The organism is Shewanella sp. ENK2 (assembly GCF_043568515.1).
GTDB classification, from domain to species: domain Bacteria; phylum Pseudomonadota; class Gammaproteobacteria; order Enterobacterales; family Shewanellaceae; genus Shewanella; species Shewanella japonica.
In genome coordinates this window covers 36,309-59,945 of sequence record NZ_CP171406.1, presented here as the reverse complement: position 1 = coordinate 59,945, position 23,637 = coordinate 36,309, and the positions used below count along the sequence as shown (strand labels likewise).

The window sequence follows — 23,637 nt, the reverse complement described above, 5'->3', positions numbered from 1 at the left end:
GTCAATTACAGAGCTTTTTGCTATCTACAATTAATGGTTCTTTTTCCCTCAAAATAACTGGATTAATATGGCCCTTTTTCAAATTGCAGAGCCCGGCCAAAGCGCCGCACCTCACCAGCACAGACTTGCAGTTGGCATCGATTTAGGTACAACTAACTCTTTGGTTGCAGCTGTTAGAAGTGGTGAAGCGTCAACCTTGCCAGATAATGACAATCAACACTCACTTCCTTCTGTGGTTCATTACGGCTCTGATAGTGTCGAAACGGGTTACGCGGCACAAGTTAAGTCTGCACAAGATCCTAAAAATACCATTGTCTCAGTCAAACGTTTTATGGGGCGCAGCTTAAAAGACATTCAGTCTGCAGAGCAAAACTTGCCATATGATTTTACCGCAAGTGAAAACGGGCTACCTGTATTTAACACGGCGCAAGGCGCAGTGAATCCAGTCCAAGTTTCAGCTGAAATTTTAAAGCCGTTAATCTCAAGAGCCGAAAAAACCCTTGGCGGTGACTTAGAAGGTGTTGTCATTACAGTACCTGCTTATTTCGATGACGCGCAGCGTCAAGGCACTAAAGATGCAGCAGAGCTTCTGGGAGTTAAAGTTTTACGTTTATTAAATGAACCCACGGCTGCTGCTATTGCTTACGGTTTAGACACTAAACAAGAAGGCGTTATTGCCATCTATGATTTAGGTGGGGGAACCTTCGATATTTCTATTCTTCGTTTGAATAGAGGTGTGTTTGAAGTATTAGCTACTGGCGGCGACTCAGCGCTTGGCGGTGATGACTTTGATCATCTGTTGCGTAATCACTTGCAAAGCGCAATGGGGTTGACTGAATTAACTGCTTCATTAAATAGACAGTTATTGATTGAATCTAGACGAGTCAAAGAGCAGCTAACTAATGATGAAACCAGCACAGCGAGTATTACGTTAGAAAACGGTGACGTATTAACTGCTGATGTTTCTAAAGCTGAATTTGAAGGGCTTATCGGCTCACTTGTTAAGAAAACGATTGCCAGTTGCCGTAGAACATTACGTGACGCTGAAGTCACCACTGATGAGATCATTGAAACGGTTATGGTTGGTGGTTCTACTCGTGTACCTTTAGTACGTGAGCAAGTTGAACGTTTCTTTGGTAAAACGCCATTAACATCAATTGATCCCGATCGTGTTGTGGCTATTGGTGCAGCGATTCAAGCTGACATTTTAGTGGGCAATAAACCTGAATCAGATTTATTATTGCTTGATGTTATTCCACTGTCGTTAGGCATTGAGACTATGGGGGGACTGATTGAGAAAGTCGTGACCCGTAATACCACTATCCCTGTTGCACGAGCTCAAGAGTTTACCACATTTAAAGATGGCCAAACTGCCATGGCTTTCCATGTGGTCCAAGGTGAACGTGAGTTAGTGGATGACTGTCGTTCATTAGCACGTTTCACTTTAAATGGTATTCCTGCACTAGCGGCAGGTGCTGCGCACATTCGTGTCACATTCCAAGTAGATGCTGATGGTTTACTGAGTGTCACAGCGATGGAAAAGTCGACGGAAGTTAAGTCAACGATTCAAGTAAAACCTTCATTTGGTTTATCTGATACTGAAATAGCGACTATGCTGAAAGATTCAATGAAGCATGCTAAAGATGACATCACGCGCAGAATGCTGGCAGAACAACAAGTTGAAGCTTCAAGAGTGGTTGAAACTTTATCTGCTGCATTAGCAAAAGACGCAGATTTACTTAATACCGAAGAACAAGCACAAATTCATGCTGCCATTGAACAGTTACAAATAACCGCTCAAGGTGATGATACCGATGCTATTGAAAAAGCGATTGAAGCACTAGATGAACAAACCCAAGAGTTTGCTTCACGTCGTATGGATAATTCTATTCGAGCAGCACTGAAAGGTCAGTCTGTCGATAATATATAGGTGATAAAATGCCGCAGTTAGTTTTTTTACCCCATGAAGAGCTGTGCCCAGACGGTGCTGTGTTAGAAGCTGAAGTAGGTGAAACTATTTTAGATGTTGCACTTAAAAACGGTATCCATATTGAACATGCTTGCGAAAAGTCATGTGCATGTACTACATGTCACTGTATTGTTCGTGAAGGCTTTGATGAGCTTGAAGAAAGTGATGAGCTAGAAGACGATATGCTTGATAAAGCATGGGGGTTAGAGCCAGAAAGCCGTTTATCTTGCCAGGCTAAAGTTGTTGACTGTGATATGGTGATTGATATCCCTAAGTACACCATTAATATGGTAAGTGAAGGGTAATCCTCACTCGGCTACAGTGATTCATTATAGTTAATAATGAATCAACCAAGGAAGTCATAATGCTTCCTGTTAAAACCATAAAGCAATGACATGTGTCGTTGCTTTTTTTGTGACTAATGCTTATGCGTTGCTTTGTGAGATTCGCTTGGCGATCAGGGCATCAAGATTATCGTTGGTGCTAAATCTTATATGTTAGAGTTTTTGCATCATAAATTGTATGATGCAAAATAGTCTATCAACCTCTGTTTTTTCAATGGAAATATGAATGTCAGCACCAGATTTACGCCCTAAACAAAAACGTAGCCAAGTCACGCATGACAAGTTTTTACAGTCTTTGCAACGGGCATTGAAGGTCAAGTACTTTGAACACATCAGCATAAAGGAACTGGCTGAAGGGGCAGGGGTTTCGGTTGGAACGTTTTATCGTCGCTTTGAAAATAAAGAGGCGCTATTGCCATTGTTATATGATGATTTTGGCCAGGAGCTTGGCAACTTTATCACAGAGCTCGAATGCCACGACTGTGATGGGTTAGAACAACAAGTAACACATCTTTGTCAGGCAACATTCCACTTTTTAGATGAAAGAAAAAGCGTTTTTAGAACGATACACCTTAACGCTAGGCTTCACCCTGATACCATTTTCACTAATCCTTCATTAGATAGAAATGAGGCTTACCAGCGCCTATCACAATTGCTACTTAATTTTATGGCGTCGGATGGCAAGGCGACCAAAGTGCAACAAAAAGCCGCTGATATGGTCATTTTTATGCTGATAAACAGTCTGCTTGATAAAATATTATATCCTTCTCTTACTCCTGCGATTGCTTGTTCAATGCCCAAAGATGAATTTGTTAAAGCTCTTGGGGTCATGCTGGGGAGCTATTTACAGTCTCAATTACACTTTGGTTGAGCAAAGTTGGTTAAACAAAGCTGTTAGCCTAGCTACTCACTGCAACCTTTGAGTTATAGTCGTGGCTTTAATTAGCTTTGTTTATGGCTAAATTGGCTTGAGGCTTATCACAATTTCTGTATTACCTAGGTCACAAGGTTACATTTTGATTATGTGACGCTATTAACCCTATGCATGTTGGCGTAAATTTCGTATAATCCGCGCGAATTTAAAACCCGTATATTTAAGAAGGAAGCTTTTCATGGCTATCGAACGTACTTTTTCTATCATTAAGCCTGATGCTGTTGCAAAAAACCACATTGGCGCTATCTACAACCGTTTTGAAACTGCTGGCCTGAAAATCATTGCTGCTAAAATGGTTCACTTAAGCAAAGAGCAAGCTGAAGGCTTCTACGCTGAGCACAGCGAACGTCCTTTCTTTGGTGCTTTAGTTGCATTCATGACTTCTGGCCCAATCATGGTTCAAACGCTTGAAGGCGAAAATGCTGTTCTAGCTCACCGTGAAATTTTAGGTGCTACTAACCCAGCTGAAGCTGCTGAAGGAACTATCCGTGCAGATTTCGCTGAAAGCATCGATGAGAACGCTGCTCACGGTTCTGATTCTGTAGCATCTGCTGAGCGTGAAGTTGCTTACTTCTTCAGTGCTGAAGAGTTATGTGCACGCACTCGTTAATTCTTAATTGAATGACGCTAAAAGGAGCCTTATGGCTCCTTTTTGTTGTGCAATGTGGACGAAGACTTATTTTACTTAAATTAAATGGTATCCAATGTCATTTTAAGAGGAAGTAAGCAATCCCATTGCTGCATTATCTTATCTGGCTGCTTTAATTTCTCTTTTCATCACAACCTTGTTACTTTTTGCATAGTTATTCTTGTTTAATTCACTTTATATGCAGCTATTTTTTGGCTGTTTATCAAACACACACTGATTTTTCATATTCTTTGCTTTTAATATACCTAAAAATGCACATTTTTATAATTTACTCGTCAAATTGTGTACGAATAAATAAATATTTTCAAAATTTAATTTGTTACTTAAGTTAATTATTTGTTAAACATTGTCTCGGAAATGTTTATTTATTTTTTAAGTTTTAAATTTAATTTAACCTTTCTGATCAAATAATGGTCATAATTAATGTTCGTTATTACTTTCTATTAACAAATATATCGTTATGGTGTTACATGTGGCACGTTATTTTATTTAAGTTGTTGAAAAATATCGTTTTAACATATCTATAACAGGTGTTAAGTCTTTAGTGTAACCATTCTAATTTCAAACGTTATTAATTTGTAATAGATGTTGACTAATGTGATTTTATTTAACAATAATGCTCTCGGTTAATTAAATGTTTAACCTAGATAATAAAAAATATAACGTTATGACTTTATATATGACATAGCGAAGGGAGTATTATAATGAGTTCAGTATCTTTAACAGCTAAGGCTATTCGCCGTAGCTTATTGACAATTGCAGCAACGACTGTAGCAACAGGTTCTGTTTTTTCAGCTAGTGTAATGGCTGAAGAAGCACAAGCAGAAAAAGTAGAAAGAATTGCAGTAACCGGTTCACGTATTAAACGTACCGATATGGAAACTGCTAGCCCAGTAAGTGTTATTGATGCTTCGTCTATCATCGCTTCAGGCGCAACTTCTATTGATGACGTACTACAGAAGATGACTTCTTCTGGTGGTGCTATGACTAACGCAGCTGTGAACAACGGTTCTGGCGGTAACGCACGTGTTAACTTACGTGGTCTAGGTTCAAACCGTACACTTGTTTTAGTTAACGGTCGTCGTATGATTGCATCTGGTACTGGTGCAGCATCTTCAGTTGATTTAAACACCATTCCAGTTTCAATGATCCAACGTGTTGAAGTACTTAAAGATGGCGCATCAGCTGTTTACGGTACTGACGCTATCGCTGGTGTTGTAAACGTAATCTTAAAGCGTGATTTTGACGGTTTTGAGATGAACGTTCAAACAGGTATGTCTGGTCAAGGTGACGCTGATGAAACGAGCATCGACTTCACATTAGGTAACACATTCGATAAAGGTAATGTTGTTATTAACGCTCAGTACACTAAGCGTGGCGATGCAAGCCAAGCAGACCGTGATTTCTCTGATTGTCCAATAGCAGAAGGTGCTGATGGCCTATACTGTGCTGGTTCTTCTTACTCAGAAGGCGGTCATGTATGGGGTGATAACAATTTTGGTATCACTGGTACAGGTGAAGACGGCGCTTATGCTATCGGTGACTCTGGCTTCTACGGTGAATATGTTGACGACGGTGAAGGCAAACCTAAATTCCAATATTTTGATGGTAAATCTGCTGCTGACTTAAGTGGTCGTGGTGGTGAATATCATGAATTTAGTAATGAAGATAGATACAACTACTCAGCTGATAGCTACCTTTCAACGCCAATGGAGCGTTTGAACTTAAGCATGGCTGGTACATATGAGCTTTCAGATACAATTATTTTCTTTTCTGAAGCAATGTACTCTAAGCGTTGGTCTGACCAACAAATGGCACCACAACCAATTTGGAACGCATCTGCATGGGAATACAAGCCTATGTCAGACGGTGGTTTCATGACTGATGATTTACTTCCTTGGGTACAACCTGGTGAAGAAGTTAGCTACGGTCGCCGTATGGTTGAATCTGGTACTCGTGACTTTGGTCAGGTAGTTGATACTATTCGCTTAGTTGTTGGTCTTGAAGGCGAGTTCGACAATGGTTGGACTTGGGATGCTTCTTACAACAAAGGTAAAAATGACTCAGTTGATACTTTAGCTAATTTACACAACATCGGTTCGATTAACGATGCTGTTCAAGCTGGTGAATTTGACCCATTCCTACAGTCTTCTTGGATGGGCGATAGCATTGCTCCATTCGTATACACTGAAGTTAACGCAGGTGGTAGTGAATTAGATATTGCTGCAGCGACTCTTTCTGGCGACATCGTTGACTTACCTGCTGGTACTCTAGCTTTTGCTGCTGGTGCGGAATACCGTAAAGAATCTGCTTACTTCACTCCGGATTCATTAACTGCGCAAGGTCTTGCAAATGACCCACGTGTAGAAGCAACATCTGGTTCGTTTGATGTTAGCGAGTTCTATGCTGAATTAGCTATTCCTTTATTAAGTGACTTACCACTAGCTCAACAAGTTGATATGAGCGCTGCAATTCGCTACTTCGATTACAGCACATTTGGTGATGATAGCACTTGGAAGCTTGGTTTAACTTGGCGCTTATTTGATGACTTAATGGTTCGTGGTGTTCAATCTACCGCTTTCCGTGCCCCAACTGTAGATGAGTTATACGGTGGTGCATCTCCATCATTCGACCAAATTGTTCACCCTGCAACAGATCAAACTCAAGCAGAAGTAACTGTAGGCGGTAACCCTAACCTTACTCCTGAAGAAGCAGATATCACTACTCTTGGTTTAGTTTACTCCCAAGCTTTGTTGAAGGGTTATCTTTAACTGTTGATTACTACGATATTGCAATTACAAATACTATTACTTCTGTTGATTCTAACTATGTTGCTAATCAGTGTTTAGATGCAAATGGCAACAAGATCAATGAAGGTACAGCACTTTGTCAATCAGCTAATATCTCTATTGATAACACTGGTCGTATCGCATTTGATAATGGTTTACAAAACATTGGTGAAACAAACACTTCTGGTTTCGACATTAACGTAGCTTATACCTTCGAAGGTTTAGGTTTAGATTGGAAAGCAGGTCTTGATACTTCTATTCTAGATACTTATGAAGAATTTGACCAAGACGGTAATGCAGTTGATTACACTGGCTACATCACAGGTGGTGTAGGTGCATACGCAGAGTTAAAGACTAACTTTAACTTAACTGCTGCTGGTGATGACTGGTCTGCTACTTATGAAGCTCGTTACATTGACGGAATGGATTCATTCGCTTGTAAAGATGATCCAAGTGACTGTTACGCGCCTTCAGTTGACTCAATCGTTTATCACGATATCTCAGCTTCTTACGATATTAACGAAACTGTTAGATTGTCTGGTGGTGTGAACAACGTATTAGATGAAGAGCCTCCTTACTACACAGGTAACAACGATTCAAATACCGATCCGTACACTTATGATGTATTAGGTCGTTACTTCTTCGTTCGTGCTAGCGTGAAGTTCTAAATCACAAAATTTACCTTGTAAGTTAAGGTTAAATGTTAAAATTCTCGGCCAATTGGCCGAGATTTTTTTGTTTCTCTGTTAAAAAGTGCACAAAATTTACCATGTTATTGAGCGTTAACGAAAAGTAACCTTACATTTTCAATGGTTGCTAGTTGTAACTGCTTTGGGCTTTTTGGCTGTGAAACAGTTGTTTTAACGTAAGTTATTGTAATGTATGGTTTTGCGGCAGTTACCTTTTGATACTATTTGCCCGTGTGTATTAATTTGTATCCCGCTCGTTAAATGGCTGTGTCTCTTGTTGAAGCTTTTGGGTTGTTTTAACAGTATCAATGTGAGGTCTTAACTTCGCTATAACTAAATAAAACAATAAAAAGTCAATACGTTATCATATTTAACGTTCAGGGAGATTTACATGAGTTCATTAACGCTAACAGCTAAGGCGGTTCGTCGCAGTATTCTAGCTGCAACAGCAGCATCGTTGGCTTTTTCAGGTATCGCTTTTGCTGAAGAAGCTGAAAAAGTAGAAAGAATAGAAGTGACAGGTTCACGTATTAAGCAAGTGGATATGGAAACATCTTCACCTGTAACAGTCTTAAGTGCTGCTGATATTGCACTGACTGGTGAAAAAACAGTTGCTGATGTACTTAACAACTCATCTATCAACGCATTTGGTTCATGGCGTGGTACATCTGGTTATGGCTCTGGTGCAAGTGCAACTAGCTCAATTAACATGCGTGGCCTTGGCTCACAAGCTACCTTGGTATTATTAGATGGTCGTCGTATGCCAGGAACGAGTTCTAGTTCTGGTTCTACTGCTGATACATCACAAATTCCAATCGCTATTGTAGAACGTATCGAGATTTTACGTGATGGTGCGTCAGCTGTTTACGGCTCGGATGCGGTTGCTGGTGTAATTAACATCATTACAAAAAAGAGTTTGAAGGTGTTCAATTAGATTACAGCATGGAAATGCCAGATGTTGAAGGTGGGGATGCAACTCGATTCTCAATTGCAACTGGTTACAATACGGATAAAGGTAATATCACTTTTACCTATGAGTATTACGATACTAAAGCTGTGATGGATCGCGATATCTGGAACATGGATGATGATTCTTATGGTGATTATAGCTCATTCAGTTCAGTTCCAAACGGCTATTACAATACTGGTAGAGTCGATGAGGATGGTGAAGACATTTATGAGTTCTATTCAAACTCAGAAATGTGTGATGACACAGAAAATGTCGTAAATGGTACTGATGGTAATAACAACGGTCGCTGTTATTACAGTTATGGCGAAGTAACAAAGTTATTTGGTGACATGACGCGTAACTCGTTTATGACCAACTTTAGTTATGATATTACTGATGATATTCAATTTCGTGGTCGTGGTTCTGCATCATTAAGTGAAACCAACACTCGTTATGCCGGAACACCAGTTTCTACCAACTATCCAGTCATGTCTGCAGACAATGTCTATAACCCAACGGGTGAAGACATGACGCTTTACATGCGTTCAGTTCAAATAGGTGAGCGTGATACGTTAACTGAAACAAATAACTATGACATGTTAGGTGGCTTTGTTGGTTTTGCTGACATTGGTAATGGTATCGATTGGGAGATTAATGCCCAATACTCAGGTTCTACAACTAATTCATTTAACTACAATTTGATTAATGATGACATTATTCAAAGTGAAATTGACACTGGTAACTACGATATCTTTAACACCAGTGGCATGAGCTATGATGAATGGGATCAAACCATGACTGCTCTTTATAGTGCAGCAAATCATACTGGTGTTTACCAAGGTAAGTTCGATAGCACTCAAATTGATGGCCTTGCTTCTACAACGTTTATTGATAGCGACAACTTTACACTGGCTATGTTAGTTGGTGCAGAGTACGAAATGATCAACTTCAAGCAAACATCAGATCCTGAGTCTGCTGCGGGTATCATTTCTGGTGGTTCGGGTGGTGATGATGTCGATGCAGAGCGTGATCGTACAGCTGCATACACTGAGATCCAAATGGGCTTACCTGCCAACGTCGATGTATCGTTAGCAGTACGTTATGAACGTTATGAGCAAGAAGGCTCGCTAACCGGTGCTACGGGGGTTGTGACTAATTCATCTACTTTTGATGCCGTCGTACCTAAAATTGGTGTTAGCTGGCGTCCTGTGGATAGCTTATTAGTCCGTGCAAGTTATGGTGATTCATTCCGTGCTCCTAATATGGGCGAAATGTTCTCATCTCAATCTCTAAGTTTTGAAACTGCTTATGACTCAGTATGGTGTGAAGCTAACAACGGTTCTGATGAAAACTATTGTGCAACGGGTAATCAACATAAAACATGGTTTGGTGGTAACCCTGACTTAGAAGCTGAAGAAGGTAACTCTCTTACTTTAGGTGCTGTATGGAATGTAACTGATGCTTGGAGTCTTGAGCTTTCTTACTACGACATTACTTACGATAACAAGATTGAAGCGGTTAGCGCTACAGATGTCATTCGTGACGAAAAGCTTAATGGTAGCTCAGACTTTGTGACTCGTGGGGCAGACGGTAAAATTGAATACATAGAAAGTGGTTACATTAATATGTCTTCGGTTGCTACCAGTGGTTTAGATTTTGCTACCTCATATAATTTAGAAACCGGTTTCGGTGACTTTAACTTCAAAGTTGATATGACACATGTATTAGAATTTGAAGAGCAAGCGAATGAAGAGTCTATTCCGATCGATTTAGCAGGTATTCAAGATTATCCACAATGGCGTGGTAATTTAGCTGCTGCATGGTACTACAATGACTTTAATGCAGCGTGGACTACTGTGTACATTGGCAGCCAATCTGGTCAATACTGGCGTGATCTAGGCTATGACTATGTCACAGATACACCGGATTACTTTAAGCATAATATCCAGTTTGGTTACACCCATGATTGGAACGGTACGATTACAGTAGGTATTAACAATGTATTTGATGAAGAAGCACCAACTTGGTACGACTTCTCAGGTTACCGCGACGTCAATACTGACTTGTATGATGTTCTAGGTCGTACTTACTACCTACGTATTAATCAAAAATTCTAAAGTGAATTTACGCTAAAAAAACCTCCGCTAGTCGGAGGTTTTTTATATCTCAAAAGCGATACGATTGAAATCGAGCAGTATTAAGATGAGGAAGGTGATTTTTATGAATCACTGTATATGCGAGTGAGTCTCGATATTTAAGTGACTCTCGATATTTAAGTGACACTTTATATTTTAATGGCTTAGTCGCAACTCTTGTCGATGTTCATTACGGTGTTTTTCTGCACAGCAAGCACATCGCTGCTCGGTGGGGTCTGCTGCTAGTCGCTCAGGTTCAATATCGGATTCGCAATCTGAACATAAGCCATACAAACCTAACTCTAATTGGCATAATGCGGCATCTAGGCGTGTTAATTGACCAAATAGCGGAGTGTCAGTTAAATTCTGCTGACTCATTAATTCAATAAGCTCGGTTAAGCTCATATTAAAGTGGCTTTGTGAGGCACTTTGCACATGACCTTTTTGATTTAATTGATGCACTAACTCATATTTAAGCTGCGCTTCTCTTTGCATTAATGATTGCTGTATTTCTTGAATACTCACAAAATGACCTAATTACTTAATCGCTTATCTGGGTATTTAGTCTAACGTCATCGGCTAGTATTGTTATGATGGAGATCAATTCAAAGCTTCATTTAAGCAAACAAATATTAAGTTTCGTTAATATTAATACGTACTAATGAAGCTTTTTTATGAAATTAACGATTTTGTTGTTCGTAGGTTTTTTCTAGTATGGCGACAATTTCATCTGTGGTTTTTAATACACGTAGGTCTCTAAATAACGCATCGGCTTCTGGGTATTGTTTATTAAGGTAGGTAAACCACTGCTTAACTCTTGCAGGGTAATAGTCTGACTTCTTACCAATTAATTGTTTTTGGGTGTAACGTAGCAACAAACTTAACGTTTGAGCCCAAGTATAAGGTACTTGCTCGCCTTTAATTGCTGCAGCTAAGTTTGGTAATGACATTGCTCCGCGCCCTAGCATGATGTTGTCACAGCCAGTGACATCCATGCATCTTATTGCATCTTCACGACTCCAAATTTCACCATTGGCAATAACTGGAATAGGTAATCGTTTACGCACTTCAGTAATGTACTCCCAATAAGCTGGTGGCTTATAGCCATCAACTTTACTTCTGGCATGAATTGCAATTTCACTGGCACCAGCTTCGTAAACAGCTAACGCATTTTCCATAAAGAGTGACTTGTCTTCAAAACCTAAACGGATTTTAGCTGTAACAGGTTGCTCATTCGGTACAGCGTCACGCATGGCTTTAACAATATCGTGGATGGTATCAGGGTATTGCAATAATACTGCGCCGCCTTTACTTCGATTAACCATTTTTGCAGGACAACCGAAATTAGCATCGACACCTTGTGAGCCAAGTTCAACTGCTCTATGCGCATTTTCAGCCATGACACTTGGGTGTTGGCCTAACAGTTGAATACGTACCGGCGTACCAGAGGCGGTTAAGCCGCCATTGCGCAGTTCAGGACATAATTTGTAATAGACTTTTTCTGGAAGTAATTGGCTGACAACCCTAACGAACTCAGTCACCACCAAGTCATATGGATTAATTTCAGACAATATTTCTCGCATCAAGTCATCAATGACGCCTTCCATAGGGGCTAATACTACGCGCACGGTTCAACCTGTAATCAGTAAAAGGAGCGCTATTCTAGCGACTTTGATTTGTTATACAAATTCATTTATAAATCATCAAAAAGTAGCTGGGTACATGATTACTTAATTTTAATGATAAATATCAGCTAGATAAATCCTATTTTTACACTATGCTTACAACTATAAATTATTCTCTAGCAAGAAATTTTGAAAATAATTATGATTTAGATCAAATTATGTGAAATAAAAGTAAACGTGATTAGGTCTATTAAATTGTAAGCCAGCACTGTTAGTTGTTGGTCACCATTATAAAGTTTGAATATAAGGAAGATTATTATGAACTCAGTAAAGCAAACTACAGTAGCAATGGCGTTAGGTGCAGTGGTTTTAACAGCAGGTGTTTCTACTCAAGTCGAAGCTAATCCATTTGGCTTCGAACAAATGAATGCCGGCTACCAACTTGATGGTGGCGAAGAAAAAGCCAAAGAAGGTAAGTGTGGCGAAGGTAAATGCGGCGGCGACATGAAAGCCAAAGAAGGCAAGTGTGGCGAAGGTAAATGCGGCGGCGACATGAAAGCCAAAGAAGGCAAGTGTGGCGAAGGTAAATGCGGCGGCGACATGAAAGCCAAAGAAGGCAAGTGTGGCGAAGGTAAATGCGGCGGCGATATGAAAGCCAAAGAAGGCAAGTGTGGCGAAGGTAAATGCGGCGGCGACAAAAAAGCCAAAGAAGGCAAATGCGGTGAAGGCAAATGTGGTGGTGCTAAGTAATTCATTTACTAGCATATAAACTTTACATCCATAACATTTTTTTACCTCATTGAATGTTTAATGTGAATGTAAAGTACGTCATGATAAGGCCTGTTATACAGGCCTTTTTAATTGATAAAAAGTAACAGACGGAGTGTTGTAATGGCAGAGCAAGCAAAAGTTGGACTGGGTTTACGCCGAGAGATGCTTGATGAGTTTTGTCAGCAAGTGCCAGATGAGATTAACTTCTTTGAAGTGGCGCCAGAAAATTGGATGACTCTGGGAGGAAAGTTTGGCAAACAGTTTAGGCAACTCACTGAGCAGCATGATTTCTTTTGCCATGGTTTGTCCTTGTCAATTGGCAGCCCTGAAGAGCTTGATACTGAATTTGTTAAACAAATAAAAGCGTTTCTCGATTTACATCAGATCTCTATTTATTCTGAACATTTAAGCTACTGTTCCGGTACGGGTCACATGTATGACCTGATGCCAATTCCGTTTACTGATGAAGCAGTCACTTACGTCGTTAAACGTATAAAACAAGTTGAAGACATTCTCGAGCGCCCATTTATTCTTGAAAATGTGTCTTTTTATGCAGCACCTGGTGCGCAGATGAATGAACAAACCTTTGTCAATGCGGTATTAGCTGAAGCTGATTGTAAATTACTGCTTGATGTAAATAATATTTACGTTAATTCAATTAACCATCAATATGATGCGGCTGAGTTTTTAGCTTCTATGCCAACTGAACGTATTGAATATATGCACATAGCAGGGCATTACGAAGAATCATCAGACCTGATGGTCGACACTCATGGTGCAGATGTTATAGACCCTGTGTGGAAATTATTACAGCAAAGCTATCAGCAGCATGGCGTGTTTCCTACCTTGTTAGAGCGAGATTTTAATATTCCTGAAACGTCAGAGTTATTGATTGAAATTAATCAGATTCATCAATACCAACAACAGGCATTATTACAGGCTAAGTCAAGGAGTGCCTAATGAGCTTTATTGATACTCAATATGAGTTTATGGATTACATTCGCGACCCCAGTAAACCCTTGCCTGAAGGAATAAGCCTTGAACGGATGACGGTTTATCGGGAATTGTTTTTTAATAACATTAATGGGTTTGTATCGAGTGCTTTTCCTGTTCTTAAATCGTTATACACTGATGATGCTTGGCTTAAATTAATCCAAGAGTTTTTTGTTAGTTTTGACTGTAAGACACCTTTGTTTGTTGAAATTTCACAAGAATTTATCGCTTTTTTACAAACGGATTATCAAGCAAAAGATTACGATCCGCCGTTTATGGTGGAGTTGGCCCATTATGAGTGGTTAGAGCTTTATATTTCGGCTGTCTTTGATAACGACAAGCAAGTGGCTATCGCTAGAGATATGATTACCGAGCTGCCGCTCACTCTGTCAGACACAGCGACCATTGCACAATATCAATACGATGTGCAGCACATTAGTCTTGACTATCAGCCAACAGAGCCGAGTGAGCTACCACATAGTTTTTGTATATACCGAGATCAAGCTGATGAGGTAAACTTTTTGCAGTTAAACCCATTAACAGCGCAAGTGCTCGCATACATTAATCAAGCCGAGCAATGTTATTTTTCAGATATAATAGAATGGCTTAAACAATCTTACCCGCAAATGACTTCAGAAACCTTAGCCAGCGGCTGCTTACAGATGTTACAACAGTTGGCTGAAAAACAGATTATTTGTCGAGAGAGTAGAGGATAAACAGGATAATAAATGGCTTAAAATTTTTAGGGTTTTTATTGTAGGCCTTTTTACTTACAATGGCGCGGATTTTGTGATCTACTTCACGCTGCCGGTAGGTGGTCAACTTAACTCTTAGGAATCAAATAACATGAGTCAGCCGTTTAAAGACCCATTTAACATTTTGTATTTTATTGGTTTTATCCTTGTTTTACTTTTACCAACATTACCAGCTTCTATTTCTGCGTTGAGACTTGCAGGCTTAATTTAACTGCTGATCTCAGTTATGATATCGATGTATTTTTATAGCATCGGTAAACTAAAAACCATTCTATTGAATGGTTTTTTTGATTGAGTTTGGAGAATTATGCCCCTAAAACGTGGCTTGTTTTTAATTACTGGGTTAACCAGCGTCACGCTGGGAACGATTGGTATTGTGGTTCCTTTACTACCGACTGTACCATTTATCTTGCTTGCAGCTTATTGCTTTGCTCGCTCAAGTGACAGGTTACACAATTGGCTGATGACACATCCTTGGTTTTCTCAAGGGCTCAATGACTGGCAAAATAAGCGATCAATTAACAAACGCTTGAAGCGAAAAGCCATGATTATGACGACGCTAAGTTTCGTGGTCAGTATCGCCATCGTGCCACTGCTTTGGGTGCAAATCATGTTAGTTTGTATGTTATGTATACTGTTACTTTTTTTGTGGCAGATCCCAGAGTTAGATTAAAAGTTGCCGGAATTTTGCTCTCGAGTTGCAACTGTATTGAAACATGCTTACTATCACCTCCAATCGAGTGATATGTCAGATACTATTTTTGCATTTTAAGTGTAATCAAATACCAATAACTGGCTATTAATCCATTCCTTTTTAAATAGACAATCTATTATGACTATGAATTCAGCAAGTTTAGCGTTAATCAAAGACAGCATTAAAGCCATTCCTGACTATCCCATTCCGGGCATTATGTTCCGTGACGTCACCAGCTTATTAGAAAATGCTGAAGCCTACCAAGCCACGATTGCGATGTTTGTTGAGCATTACAAGTCACTTGGCTTTACTAAAGTTGTAGGTACAGAGGCTCGTGGTTTTTTGTTTGGAGCGCCGCTGGCTTTAGAACTCGGCGTTGGTTTTGTTCCGGTTCGTAAACCAGGAAAACTACCACGCAAAACAATTGCGCAAACTTACGACCTTGAATACGGAAAAGATACCTTAGAAATTCATGTTGATGCCATTCAGCCTGGTGATAAAGTGCTTGTGGTTGACGACTTACTTGCTACTGGTGGCACAATCGAAGCCACTGTTAAGCTAATTCGTGAACTCGGTGGTGAAGTCGAGCATGCTGCATTTGTTATTTCGTTGCCTGATATCGGTGGCGAAAAACGCATTGAAGCATTGGGTATCGAAATTTTGACCCTTTGTGAGTTTGAAGGTGAGTAATCGATTTACCCAATGACCTCGTCATTATATCAAGGCAGTGCTTGCATATTCGTTATCAAGCGCTGCTTTTTTATGTCTGTAAATCAGGATTAACGTCAATTCAGCGAAATGGTTAGTGTAATTCTTGGGCAAACCCGCTCGCTAAATTGTGTATCAATAGCGCAGCATTGACTTGCATGTTATTGTTAAATTTATTTTTGGGTAAAATGAAGCTTACTCAACCCGTTTTATTAAAGCTTGGGGAATTCCATGTCTTATCAGGTGTTAGCCCGTAAATGGCGGCCTGCAAAATTTGAAGAGATGGTAGGGCAGTCGCATGTCTTATTAGCTCTAACAAATGCATTAACTCAGCAGCGCTTACATCACGCATATTTATTTACAGGCACCCGTGGTGTCGGTAAAACCAGTTTAGCTCGACTATTTGCTAAAGGGCTTAACTGTGAGCAAGGGGTGACCTCAGCACCTTGTGGAGTGTGTTCGAGCTGTGTTGAAATCGCTCAAGGTCGATTTGTAGACTTAATTGAAGTCGATGCGGCATCACGAACTAAGGTCGATGACACTCGTGAGTTACTGGATAACGTTCAATACAAACCATCTCGTGGGCGTTACAAAGTTTACTTGATTGATGAAGTGCATATGTTGTCGCGAAGCAGTTTTAATGCTTTGCTTAAAACCTTGGAAGAGCCCCTGAGCACGTCAAATTCTTATTAGCTACAACGGATCCTCAAAAGCTACCAGTCACCGTTTTATCTCGGTGTTTACAGTTTAATTTAAAAAGCTTGTCGCAAGATGAAATCAGTCAACAACTGGATTTCATTTTAACTCAAGAGCAGCTTGAGTATGAGCCTCAAGCGCTGACTTTATTGGCTAAAGCGGCTAATGGTAGTATGCGCGATGCACTTAGCTTAACCGACCAAGCCATTGCATTTGGTAGCGGCCAAGTCATGCATCAGCAAGTACAGTCGATGTTAGGCAGTATTGATACTCAACAGGTGCTTGCTTTACTCAAGGCGCTTTGCGATGCCGACGTCGGGCATTTAATGATGACAACCAGTCAAGTGCTCAGCTTTGGAGCTGACGCTGATGAAGTGCTAAGAAGCTTACTTGAATTACTTCATCAAATTACGTTAAGCCAATTCGCCCCTGCAGCTGCGCAGCAATCACTTTATAGTGAACAAATTCTCGCTTTTGCTCAGCAACTCTCGCCAGAGCAAGTGCAGTTGTATTATCAGCTGTTACTCGCTGGGCGCAAAGAGTTATCGTTTGCTCCAGACCCTAAGTCTGGGCTTGAAATGGCGCTATTAAGAGCGATAGCCTTTGTACCGGAAAAGCCTGTAAAACGTTGGCATACTGATGAAGCTGCAAAGATTGCATTACCTGAACCCTCAGCGCAGAACACCGCTGCTGAAGCGCAAAAGCATGATGTTGTAAAACCTGTTACGCCAGTGGTTGATACACTCGTAAATACCGGTAATACGCTCAATGAGTCAGCTAACAGCAAGGTTGCAGATGCTAACTTACAACCAGTTACTCAGCCTGAGTCTACTGAGTCGAACCAAGCTCAATCAGATGAAGCGATAGCTGCCGAACAAGCATTGCTATTAAGCCAAGCGGACAGTTTAGGTTTTGGTCAACAAGCTGAATCATTATCGCAAAGCACACCAACGAAAGCGCAAGCGTCATCGGCTAATGCACCGCAAGCGAGTGAGTATAAACAAGCGGCGACGCAGGCGCTTGATATTGATTCGGGCGAAAACATACAAACGCCACCTCAATCAAAGTCAGGCTCTTTAGCTTTAGAGAAAAATGTCCCTGCAGATAAGCCAGAAGTGAGTGCTGAGCCCCAAGCAACCTATTCATCTGATGATGGGATGCCAATGGATGCTTATGAGCAATTTTCACAGGCTGACAGTGACGATAATAATGCTGACTATGGGCTAGGTGATATGGCGTCGTATCATCCTGAGCAGCCTGTCGCTGCATCGACAAATGATTCACAGGTTGAGGCCGCTAAAACAACAGAAAGTACTGAAAGCAGCGATGATTTAGATGCGCTACTGGATGCTGTTTTAGCAACTAATGATTCCTTGAAAGCAGAGTTAAACTCACTCACAAGTCAAGGAGAGCAAGCAAAAAAGCAACAGGCGGCAGCGAGTCCTAGTATTAAGGTACCCGCACCACGCAGTAACCATGCCGCAGAAGGACAACGTGCTACTCAAGATACAGAGCAAACACATAATAGCCAGACGGAACAGCAATCACTCAATCAAGCGTCTCATCATAATGACAGTATAAGCTCAGCAAACACTGACGTTATTGATAGTGCGAACGTTACAGATAAAGGCGCGCAGATTGAAGAGCAAGCACCTTGGAATAAACCACAAGATGCAATTGAACCGCCAATGGCCAATGCACAAGCAATAAAAGATACACAAAATGCGGTTGCTGATGCACAGGTTACTGATTTGCAAGCTGGCAATGGTGAGCAACAAAGCCATGTTTCAAGCCCAAATCTAGGCGTTGTCGAGGCAGTGGCTCAAGTCGATACCAACCAGCAGGAGACGTCGATACCTAAACCCACTGCGCTTGCGGTCAATGGCGAACATGAAATATCGGGTGATGAACTTGATTTACACTGGTATAAAGTCATGGCATCACTCAGTATTGGTGGTAGGGTAAGGCAGCTCGCTGTTAACTCAGTTTGTCAAAGCTTGAGTAATCCGATTCCATTACTGTTAAAGCCAGATCAAAAGCATCTAGCAGCGGACATCGCCATTGAGCAACTGCAAGTTGCATTAACAGAACACATGGGCGTGCCGACCACGGTTGAGATTACCGTTGGTGTAGATAAAGCACATGAAACCCCACTTGAGTTAAGAAAAAGATTTCATCGTGAATTATTAGCGAATGCAAATTACGCTTTAATTAATGATGACAACGTACAATGGATGTTTAGTCGATTAGCTGCACAGCTAAATCCAGATACCTTGGTGTATCCAGCGGAGAAGTTACAAGCAATAGGGCAACAAATTCCTGCTTTAGTTGCACAATAAATCAACTAAAGCGTTGTTAACTTCAAAAGTTTGATTGCAATAAACGCAGTTTTATTGCCAATTTATTTTTTTACAGTAAGATTAGCCCCACTTTGGCGGCTTGCTAATAACCTAATTAAGAGAAAAGACTATGTTTGGAAAAGGCGGTATGGGCAACTTAATGAAACAAGCCCAAATGATGCAAGACAAAATGGCTAAAATGCAGGAAGAAATCGCACAAACCGAAATGACGGGTGAAGCGGGTGCAGGTTTAGTAAAAGTCACCATGACGGGTTCACACAACATTCGTAAAGTTGACATTGACCCAAGCTTAATGGAAGACGATAAAGAAATGTTGGAAGATCTTATTGCTGCAGCATTCAACGACGCAGCACGTCGCATCGAAGAAAATCAAAAAGCTAAAATGGCAGAAGTTACCGGTGGTATGCAATTACCGCCAGGAATGAAAATGCCATTCTAAGACTGTTTTAGTCTAGTTAAGTTTAAATGAAAGCCTGAGTCATTGACTTGGGCTTTTTTTGTGGGTAATTGGTCTGTTTAGGTTTATAGAACAGCTAATAATATAGGTATTCAATCTTATACAATCAATATTTCATAAATGGTTTAAGTCTTGTTTTATTTAATAATTTAAAGCAATCTAGTCAGGGTTAAATGTATATAGCAAGCACTTTTAGCCTACTTAATGTGGGCGTAAAATCTTCAGGGGACTATGAGTATATTTCCAATAATTGAGACAGATAGATTGGTACTTAATCAGCAATCAATTGATGACTCCAAGTCGATACTAGAATTGTTTTCTGACCCTGAGGTTACTGAATTCTATGATCTGTCTTTTGCTACCGAGAAAGAAGCTATTAACTTAATTAATGCAGATTTAGCAGGATTTATAGAAGGTAAATCCGTTAGGTGGGCAATAAGGGATAAAGAAACATTTAAGTTTATTGGTGGTTGCGGCATTAATCGTTTCGAGGAAAGTAATCATGTTGCTGTTATCGGTTACGAGTTCAAAAGAAACTCTTGGGGCAAAGGATATGCTACTGAATCAGTAAGGAAGGTCATCGAATTTACGTTTTCAGAAAAATGCCCTAAACACGTTAATAAAATTGAGGCTTATGTGATGATTGGCAATAGAGCATCAGAAGTGCTACTTGAAAAGCTCGGTTTTAAATGTGATGGCATACTGAGGCAGCATGGTTTTTGGAAAGGCGCTTATCATGATCTTAAAGTGTTTTCTTTGTTGAGGTCTGATACTCAGAATTTATAAAAAGTCAGTCATAAACTGATATAAAAGAGGGCTTAAGCTCGAACCTCACTTTTTATCAACCACTTTTTCCTCTTAATGAGGAGTGATATTTTCAAGGAATTCAAAATTGCGCAATGTTATCGTCTTTCTTACTATCATTTCACTGGCAGGCTGTGCCGCTGCATTAGTTCCACACACAAATGATCCAGAGCAAAAAGTAACTGATGCTTATTGGCTTTTTGACACTAAACAAAGACCATTGCCCGCTCAAAAGTTCATATTAGAGGCTATTGAGATTTATCAAAAAGAAGGAAACGATTCAGGACTAGCAGAAGCATACATCGCTTATGCTATTTTTCTCAGGTCGTATGCGGTAGAGCTATATACTGAGCATTATGAGACTACTGGATTTAATAATGGTGCAATATTGTTTAAAGATAGGTTCAATGCTTCCATCACGTATTTGGATAAGTCTCGAGCTATATAAGAAGAAAAACAAGAGTTTGATAATTTAACAAACACTTATTTGCATATGGGGTTTACTTACATTATCGATAAAAATGTGCCAAAAAGTTGTGAGATGTATATTAAGAGTTTAGAGATGAATACACTTTTTAGAAATAATTACCCAGATGCAAAGCTAAACTTGGGCGGTTTTAAGTCTTATAAGGACTTTATCGACTATAAGATGAAACAAGCTGAATGTCCTGTGTAATGATTTAGTCAGTTAATCAAGTCCAACAATTAATTTGGTTTTCTCATTATTGACATTAAGTATTAAATCACCGCTCTGGGCTAATGTATTGCGCTGTTCAAAGGCTGTTGTTGTTAGCTTTTACATCTTTTTCCAATGTCATGAATCTACAATCATTAATAAGGAGTGAAGGTATACATAATTTTATTGTTTACGTTTATCAAACCATAAATTTGCCAGTGTCATTAAACCTAATGAATCAGTCTTTTCTCCCCGTAGAGATTTATGCGTTTTAAATGTGATTGATTTTCCCCATAATGGTGTAATGTAGTGATTTGTTTTACATTCCTCTTCTATATCAGATAAATAATCATTTAGATCATTTGTCGATTTTGCCCATTCTAGCCATTGTTTACGTTGTAATGATGGCAATAAATGCTGTGCAGTATCACTTACTAATAACCAGTAATAATGATCAAGTAAGGTATTTTTGCCAAATAAATATTCTGAGATCCACATGTCAGCTTTGCTTTTATCTGACACCAAATACAGCGTTAACCCTAAGCTCTTTAAAGATTCTTGAATAAAAGTTGATACTTCTGAGTTTGAGTCCCAAAAAGCAATTGTTCCAGTAATGAGTTCAGTTTCTGAATTTGAGGTTTTTTTCTTTTTGCTGCATGGACTTGGTTGTTTTCGTTGTCATGATTGTTTTTGACATCAATAGCAATATTACCGAAAAGCGTTTGGCATAACGGCAGTTCAGGGTGAATAGAGTTAGCCTGTTGTAACACCAATGAGATTAATGGCTTTCTCGTGTAGAGGGGCAGTCGATGGCTCAAGCACAATGCATAGCAACCTGCTAGTTTTGAATGAGTAAGCAAGGGTGATTGAGATATTGTTTGTAGTGTACTTTCTTGCTCTATAACATGGCTCATATTATGAGTGCTGATATCTTTATTTGTCCAAAAGTCAGCACGCTTAAGAATGCCATTTACACCAAAATAATGTTCATTTTTACTAAGCGACCAATGTTCATCATTTCTGGATTCCCAGCAATAACTACCAGTACCAATAGGAAAGTCGGGATGCTTGTCATCTTCTAAAAAGACTGCGCTGTGGATATCAGATAACCCATGTAGAAATAACGGGTCATCGAATAACAATTCAACTTCTACCCATCTTTTATTCACCTGAATGTTTTTGATACTTTCGAATAAATAAGCGTGCAAAGGGGCATGTCTTTTAAGTGTTAATAAATGACTTTTGATATATTCAGGAGTGAGCAATACACCATTATGAAAATATACATCGGGTCTGATTCTAAAGGCATAACCCTTAGCTGTTTTAGTAAACTGGTGAGCTAAACTAGGGGTAAAAGATGCCGTTTCAGAGTGATAGTTGATTAAAGTATCAAATAGCGCGTTGACATAAAGACCAGCATTCAAATCAGTCATTTTAATTGGGTGGCATGCTGGTAAGGAGTAATTAACCAGTGAGATAAGTTCATCTGAACGTTCAATCTCTTCTGGGGTTGTTTTAAGCCACTGGGAAAGATGTTGTTTGAAAGCATGCTGGTAGTGAAACGTTTCAGCGTATTGAAAAGCTTGATTTAAACTGCCGTGTTGGGACATATTTTTTAACCGTGCGATGAGTAACGCTTCAAAAGAGTGCACAATCGAAAAGCTTGATTTATTGCCCTGCCTCGTCCAGGGTTCCAAGTTATCCATCCTAATGCAGACAAACTTTTCATTATGTTTGTTACATTTCGAGTTGAGCATATTAACGCTTCAGCAAGTTCAAACTTATCTACATTATTTACATTTCGCCCAAACCGAGTCTCTAATTGATTGAGTCGTTGTAACTGTATTGTCGTGGCAGAATTATCCATCGAATTATTCATCTTTCTATCTATGACTTATTAGATTCATAGTAGTCCAGACCTTAAAAGGTGAAAAGCTAAAATTAACCTCTACCTCTTTTTGTTGCTCGGTATATTCAATACTGAACCTAGACACATTTTTGGAGAGATAATGATGAAAAAATTAACTTTATTAGCTTTAACACTTGCGTTAGTTTCAGGTTCAAGCCAAGCAGGAACCCTAGGGGATTTCTTTTCAGGTATAACCGTTGGTGCAGGTTATTCGACTGACTCTGTCCATGGTGAGACTTTAGACGGTTACTCAGTGTACTCACAAGGAGTATTGGTTCCGTCATTAAAAGACAATTTATTCACTGATTTTAGGATAAGTTCAACCTCAAAAGATGATTATTCTAGCGTTGATCCTAAAGATGGGGCGCTTAATACAACGACAGTAGATTTAGATCGATATCAGGCGAGTATCGGTTATGGTATCCCTTATCATGTAACAAACTCAGTTGTGTTAAAACCTTATGTCACAGTGGGTTGGTCTTGGGATAAATTATCAACTGCAGGCAATAACGAGACCGATAATAGTTTTGTTGCTTCAGCCGGAGTAAAAGGGGAGTTTGGTCAACATTTTATGACTAGCATTGGCTATTCAGAAGAAACGAGCGGCTTTAAATCTGGCCAATGGATGCTTGATGTGGGTTATCGATTCTAACTTGGTTTGCACTCATATTGAAGTTCGCTCAATATCAATAACGACGATTAATTGTTAGTAATTGGAAGTATTAATATTA

General features: G+C 39.7%; 20 protein-coding genes and 2 pseudogenes. 17 read left to right on the top strand and 5 right to left on the bottom strand.

Features of this window, described 5'->3' with window-relative positions; all coding sequences use genetic code 11:
• Window positions 1-67 precede the first annotated feature (67 nt).
• The 7 genes and pseudogenes from hscA to ACGEDC_RS00255 all read left to right on the top strand — a co-directional run bounded on the left by hscA (window position 68) and on the right by ACGEDC_RS00255 (window position 10,440).
• Window positions 68-1,930, top strand: coding sequence for a Fe-S protein assembly chaperone HscA (gene hscA / locus ACGEDC_RS00285; RefSeq protein WP_055024664.1), 1,863 nt, complete (start codon window positions 68-70; stop codon window positions 1,928-1,930).
• Between the two features lie 8 nt (window positions 1,931-1,938).
• Complete coding sequence (fdx, locus tag ACGEDC_RS00280; RefSeq protein ID WP_055024663.1) at window positions 1,939-2,274, top strand: ISC system 2Fe-2S type ferredoxin; 336 nt, start codon at window positions 1,939-1,941, stop codon at window positions 2,272-2,274.
• Between the two features lie 265 nt (window positions 2,275-2,539).
• On the top strand, window positions 2,540-3,184 hold the full coding sequence (locus tag ACGEDC_RS00275) for a TetR/AcrR family transcriptional regulator (RefSeq protein WP_119969403.1): 645 nt from the start codon (window positions 2,540-2,542) through the stop codon (window positions 3,182-3,184).
• 241 nt (window positions 3,185-3,425) lie between these two features.
• The gene (gene ndk / locus ACGEDC_RS00270; RefSeq protein WP_055024661.1) at window positions 3,426-3,857 is read left to right on the top strand and encodes a nucleoside-diphosphate kinase; all 432 of its coding nucleotides are present in this window, start codon (window positions 3,426-3,428) and stop codon (window positions 3,855-3,857) included.
• Between the two features lie 743 nt (window positions 3,858-4,600).
• Window positions 4,601-6,667 (top strand): TonB-dependent receptor plug domain-containing protein, encoded by a 2,067-nt coding sequence (locus ACGEDC_RS00265; RefSeq protein ID WP_394495719.1) that lies wholly within the window; start codon window positions 4,601-4,603, stop codon window positions 6,665-6,667.
• Between the two features lie 17 nt (window positions 6,668-6,684).
• On the top strand, window positions 6,685-7,353 hold the full coding sequence (locus ACGEDC_RS00260) for a TonB-dependent receptor domain-containing protein (protein ID WP_394498185.1): 669 nt from the start codon (window positions 6,685-6,687) through the stop codon (window positions 7,351-7,353).
• A gap of 412 nt (window positions 7,354-7,765) precedes the next feature.
• Window positions 7,766-10,440: pseudogene (locus ACGEDC_RS00255) on the top strand (TonB-dependent receptor).
• 174 nt (window positions 10,441-10,614) lie between these two features.
• Here the strand turns inward: ACGEDC_RS00255 and ACGEDC_RS00250 are convergent.
• Window positions 10,615-10,983 (bottom strand): TraR/DksA C4-type zinc finger protein, encoded by a 369-nt coding sequence (locus ACGEDC_RS00250; RefSeq protein WP_055024658.1) that lies wholly within the window; start codon window positions 10,981-10,983, stop codon window positions 10,615-10,617.
• A gap of 155 nt (window positions 10,984-11,138) precedes the next feature.
• Window positions 11,139-12,086: a tRNA-dihydrouridine synthase gene (locus ACGEDC_RS00245; protein ID WP_119969405.1), complete on the bottom strand. Its 948-nt coding sequence runs from the start codon at window positions 12,084-12,086 to the stop codon at window positions 11,139-11,141.
• 315 nt (window positions 12,087-12,401) lie between these two features.
• Here ACGEDC_RS00245 and ACGEDC_RS00240 point away from each other — a divergent pair, with 315 nt between their 5' ends.
• From ACGEDC_RS00240 to ACGEDC_RS00200, 9 genes and pseudogenes are all read left to right on the top strand, one after another.
• A complete protein-coding gene (locus ACGEDC_RS00240; protein WP_055024656.1) occupies window positions 12,402-12,833 on the top strand; it encodes a hypothetical protein in 432 nt (143 codons plus the stop codon).
• A 141-nt stretch (window positions 12,834-12,974) separates the two neighbouring features.
• Window positions 12,975-13,814 carry a DUF692 domain-containing protein gene (locus ACGEDC_RS00235; protein WP_394495716.1) on the top strand — a complete coding sequence of 280 codons (840 nt, stop codon included), beginning with the start codon at window positions 12,975-12,977 and terminating at the stop codon, window positions 13,812-13,814.
• Window positions 13,814-14,563 carry a DNA-binding domain-containing protein gene (locus ACGEDC_RS00230; protein WP_394495714.1) on the top strand — a complete coding sequence of 250 codons (750 nt, stop codon included), beginning with the start codon at window positions 13,814-13,816 and terminating at the stop codon, window positions 14,561-14,563. The genes ACGEDC_RS00235 and ACGEDC_RS00230 overlap by 1 nt, the downstream gene beginning before the upstream one ends.
• 346 nt (window positions 14,564-14,909) lie before the next feature.
• Window positions 14,910-15,275, top strand: coding sequence for a YbaN family protein (locus tag ACGEDC_RS00225; RefSeq protein WP_065110571.1), 366 nt, complete (start codon window positions 14,910-14,912; stop codon window positions 15,273-15,275).
• A 159-nt stretch (window positions 15,276-15,434) separates the two neighbouring features.
• Complete coding sequence (gene apt, locus ACGEDC_RS00220) at window positions 15,435-15,986, top strand: adenine phosphoribosyltransferase (RefSeq protein WP_055024652.1); 552 nt, start codon at window positions 15,435-15,437, stop codon at window positions 15,984-15,986.
• Between the two features lie 249 nt (window positions 15,987-16,235).
• Window positions 16,236-19,039: pseudogene (gene dnaX, locus ACGEDC_RS00215) on the top strand (DNA polymerase III subunit gamma/tau).
• Between the two features lie 130 nt (window positions 19,040-19,169).
• Window positions 19,170-19,499 (top strand): YbaB/EbfC family nucleoid-associated protein, encoded by a 330-nt coding sequence (locus ACGEDC_RS00210; protein ID WP_055024650.1) that lies wholly within the window; start codon window positions 19,170-19,172, stop codon window positions 19,497-19,499.
• 249 nt (window positions 19,500-19,748) lie between these two features.
• Complete coding sequence (locus ACGEDC_RS00205; protein ID WP_080916045.1) at window positions 19,749-20,303, top strand: GNAT family N-acetyltransferase; 555 nt, start codon at window positions 19,749-19,751, stop codon at window positions 20,301-20,303.
• A 106-nt stretch (window positions 20,304-20,409) separates the two neighbouring features.
• A complete protein-coding gene (locus ACGEDC_RS00200; RefSeq protein WP_394495710.1) occupies window positions 20,410-20,769 on the top strand; it encodes a hypothetical protein in 360 nt (119 codons plus the stop codon).
• A 411-nt stretch (window positions 20,770-21,180) separates the two neighbouring features.
• On the opposite strand, the gene ACGEDC_RS00195 is transcribed toward ACGEDC_RS00200, so the two are convergent.
• From ACGEDC_RS00195 to ACGEDC_RS00185, 3 genes are read right to left on the bottom strand one after another with little or no spacing between them, the layout of a single operon-like run.
• On the bottom strand, window positions 21,181-21,519 hold the full coding sequence (locus ACGEDC_RS00195; RefSeq protein ID WP_394495708.1) for a hypothetical protein: 339 nt from the start codon (window positions 21,517-21,519) through the stop codon (window positions 21,181-21,183).
• 26 nt (window positions 21,520-21,545) lie between these two features.
• Window positions 21,546-22,694: an ABC transporter substrate-binding protein gene (locus tag ACGEDC_RS00190; protein ID WP_394495706.1), complete on the bottom strand. Its 1,149-nt coding sequence runs from the start codon at window positions 22,692-22,694 to the stop codon at window positions 21,546-21,548.
• Window positions 22,613-22,864 (bottom strand): SgrR family transcriptional regulator, encoded by a 252-nt coding sequence (locus tag ACGEDC_RS00185; RefSeq protein WP_394498183.1) that lies wholly within the window; start codon window positions 22,862-22,864, stop codon window positions 22,613-22,615. The genes ACGEDC_RS00190 and ACGEDC_RS00185 overlap by 82 nt, the downstream gene beginning before the upstream one ends.
• Before the next feature lie 142 nt (window positions 22,865-23,006).
• Here ACGEDC_RS00185 and ACGEDC_RS00180 point away from each other — a divergent pair, with 142 nt between their 5' ends.
• Window positions 23,007-23,558 (top strand): outer membrane beta-barrel protein, encoded by a 552-nt coding sequence (locus tag ACGEDC_RS00180; protein ID WP_394495704.1) that lies wholly within the window; start codon window positions 23,007-23,009, stop codon window positions 23,556-23,558.
• The last annotated feature ends 79 nt before the right edge of the window (window positions 23,559-23,637 follow it).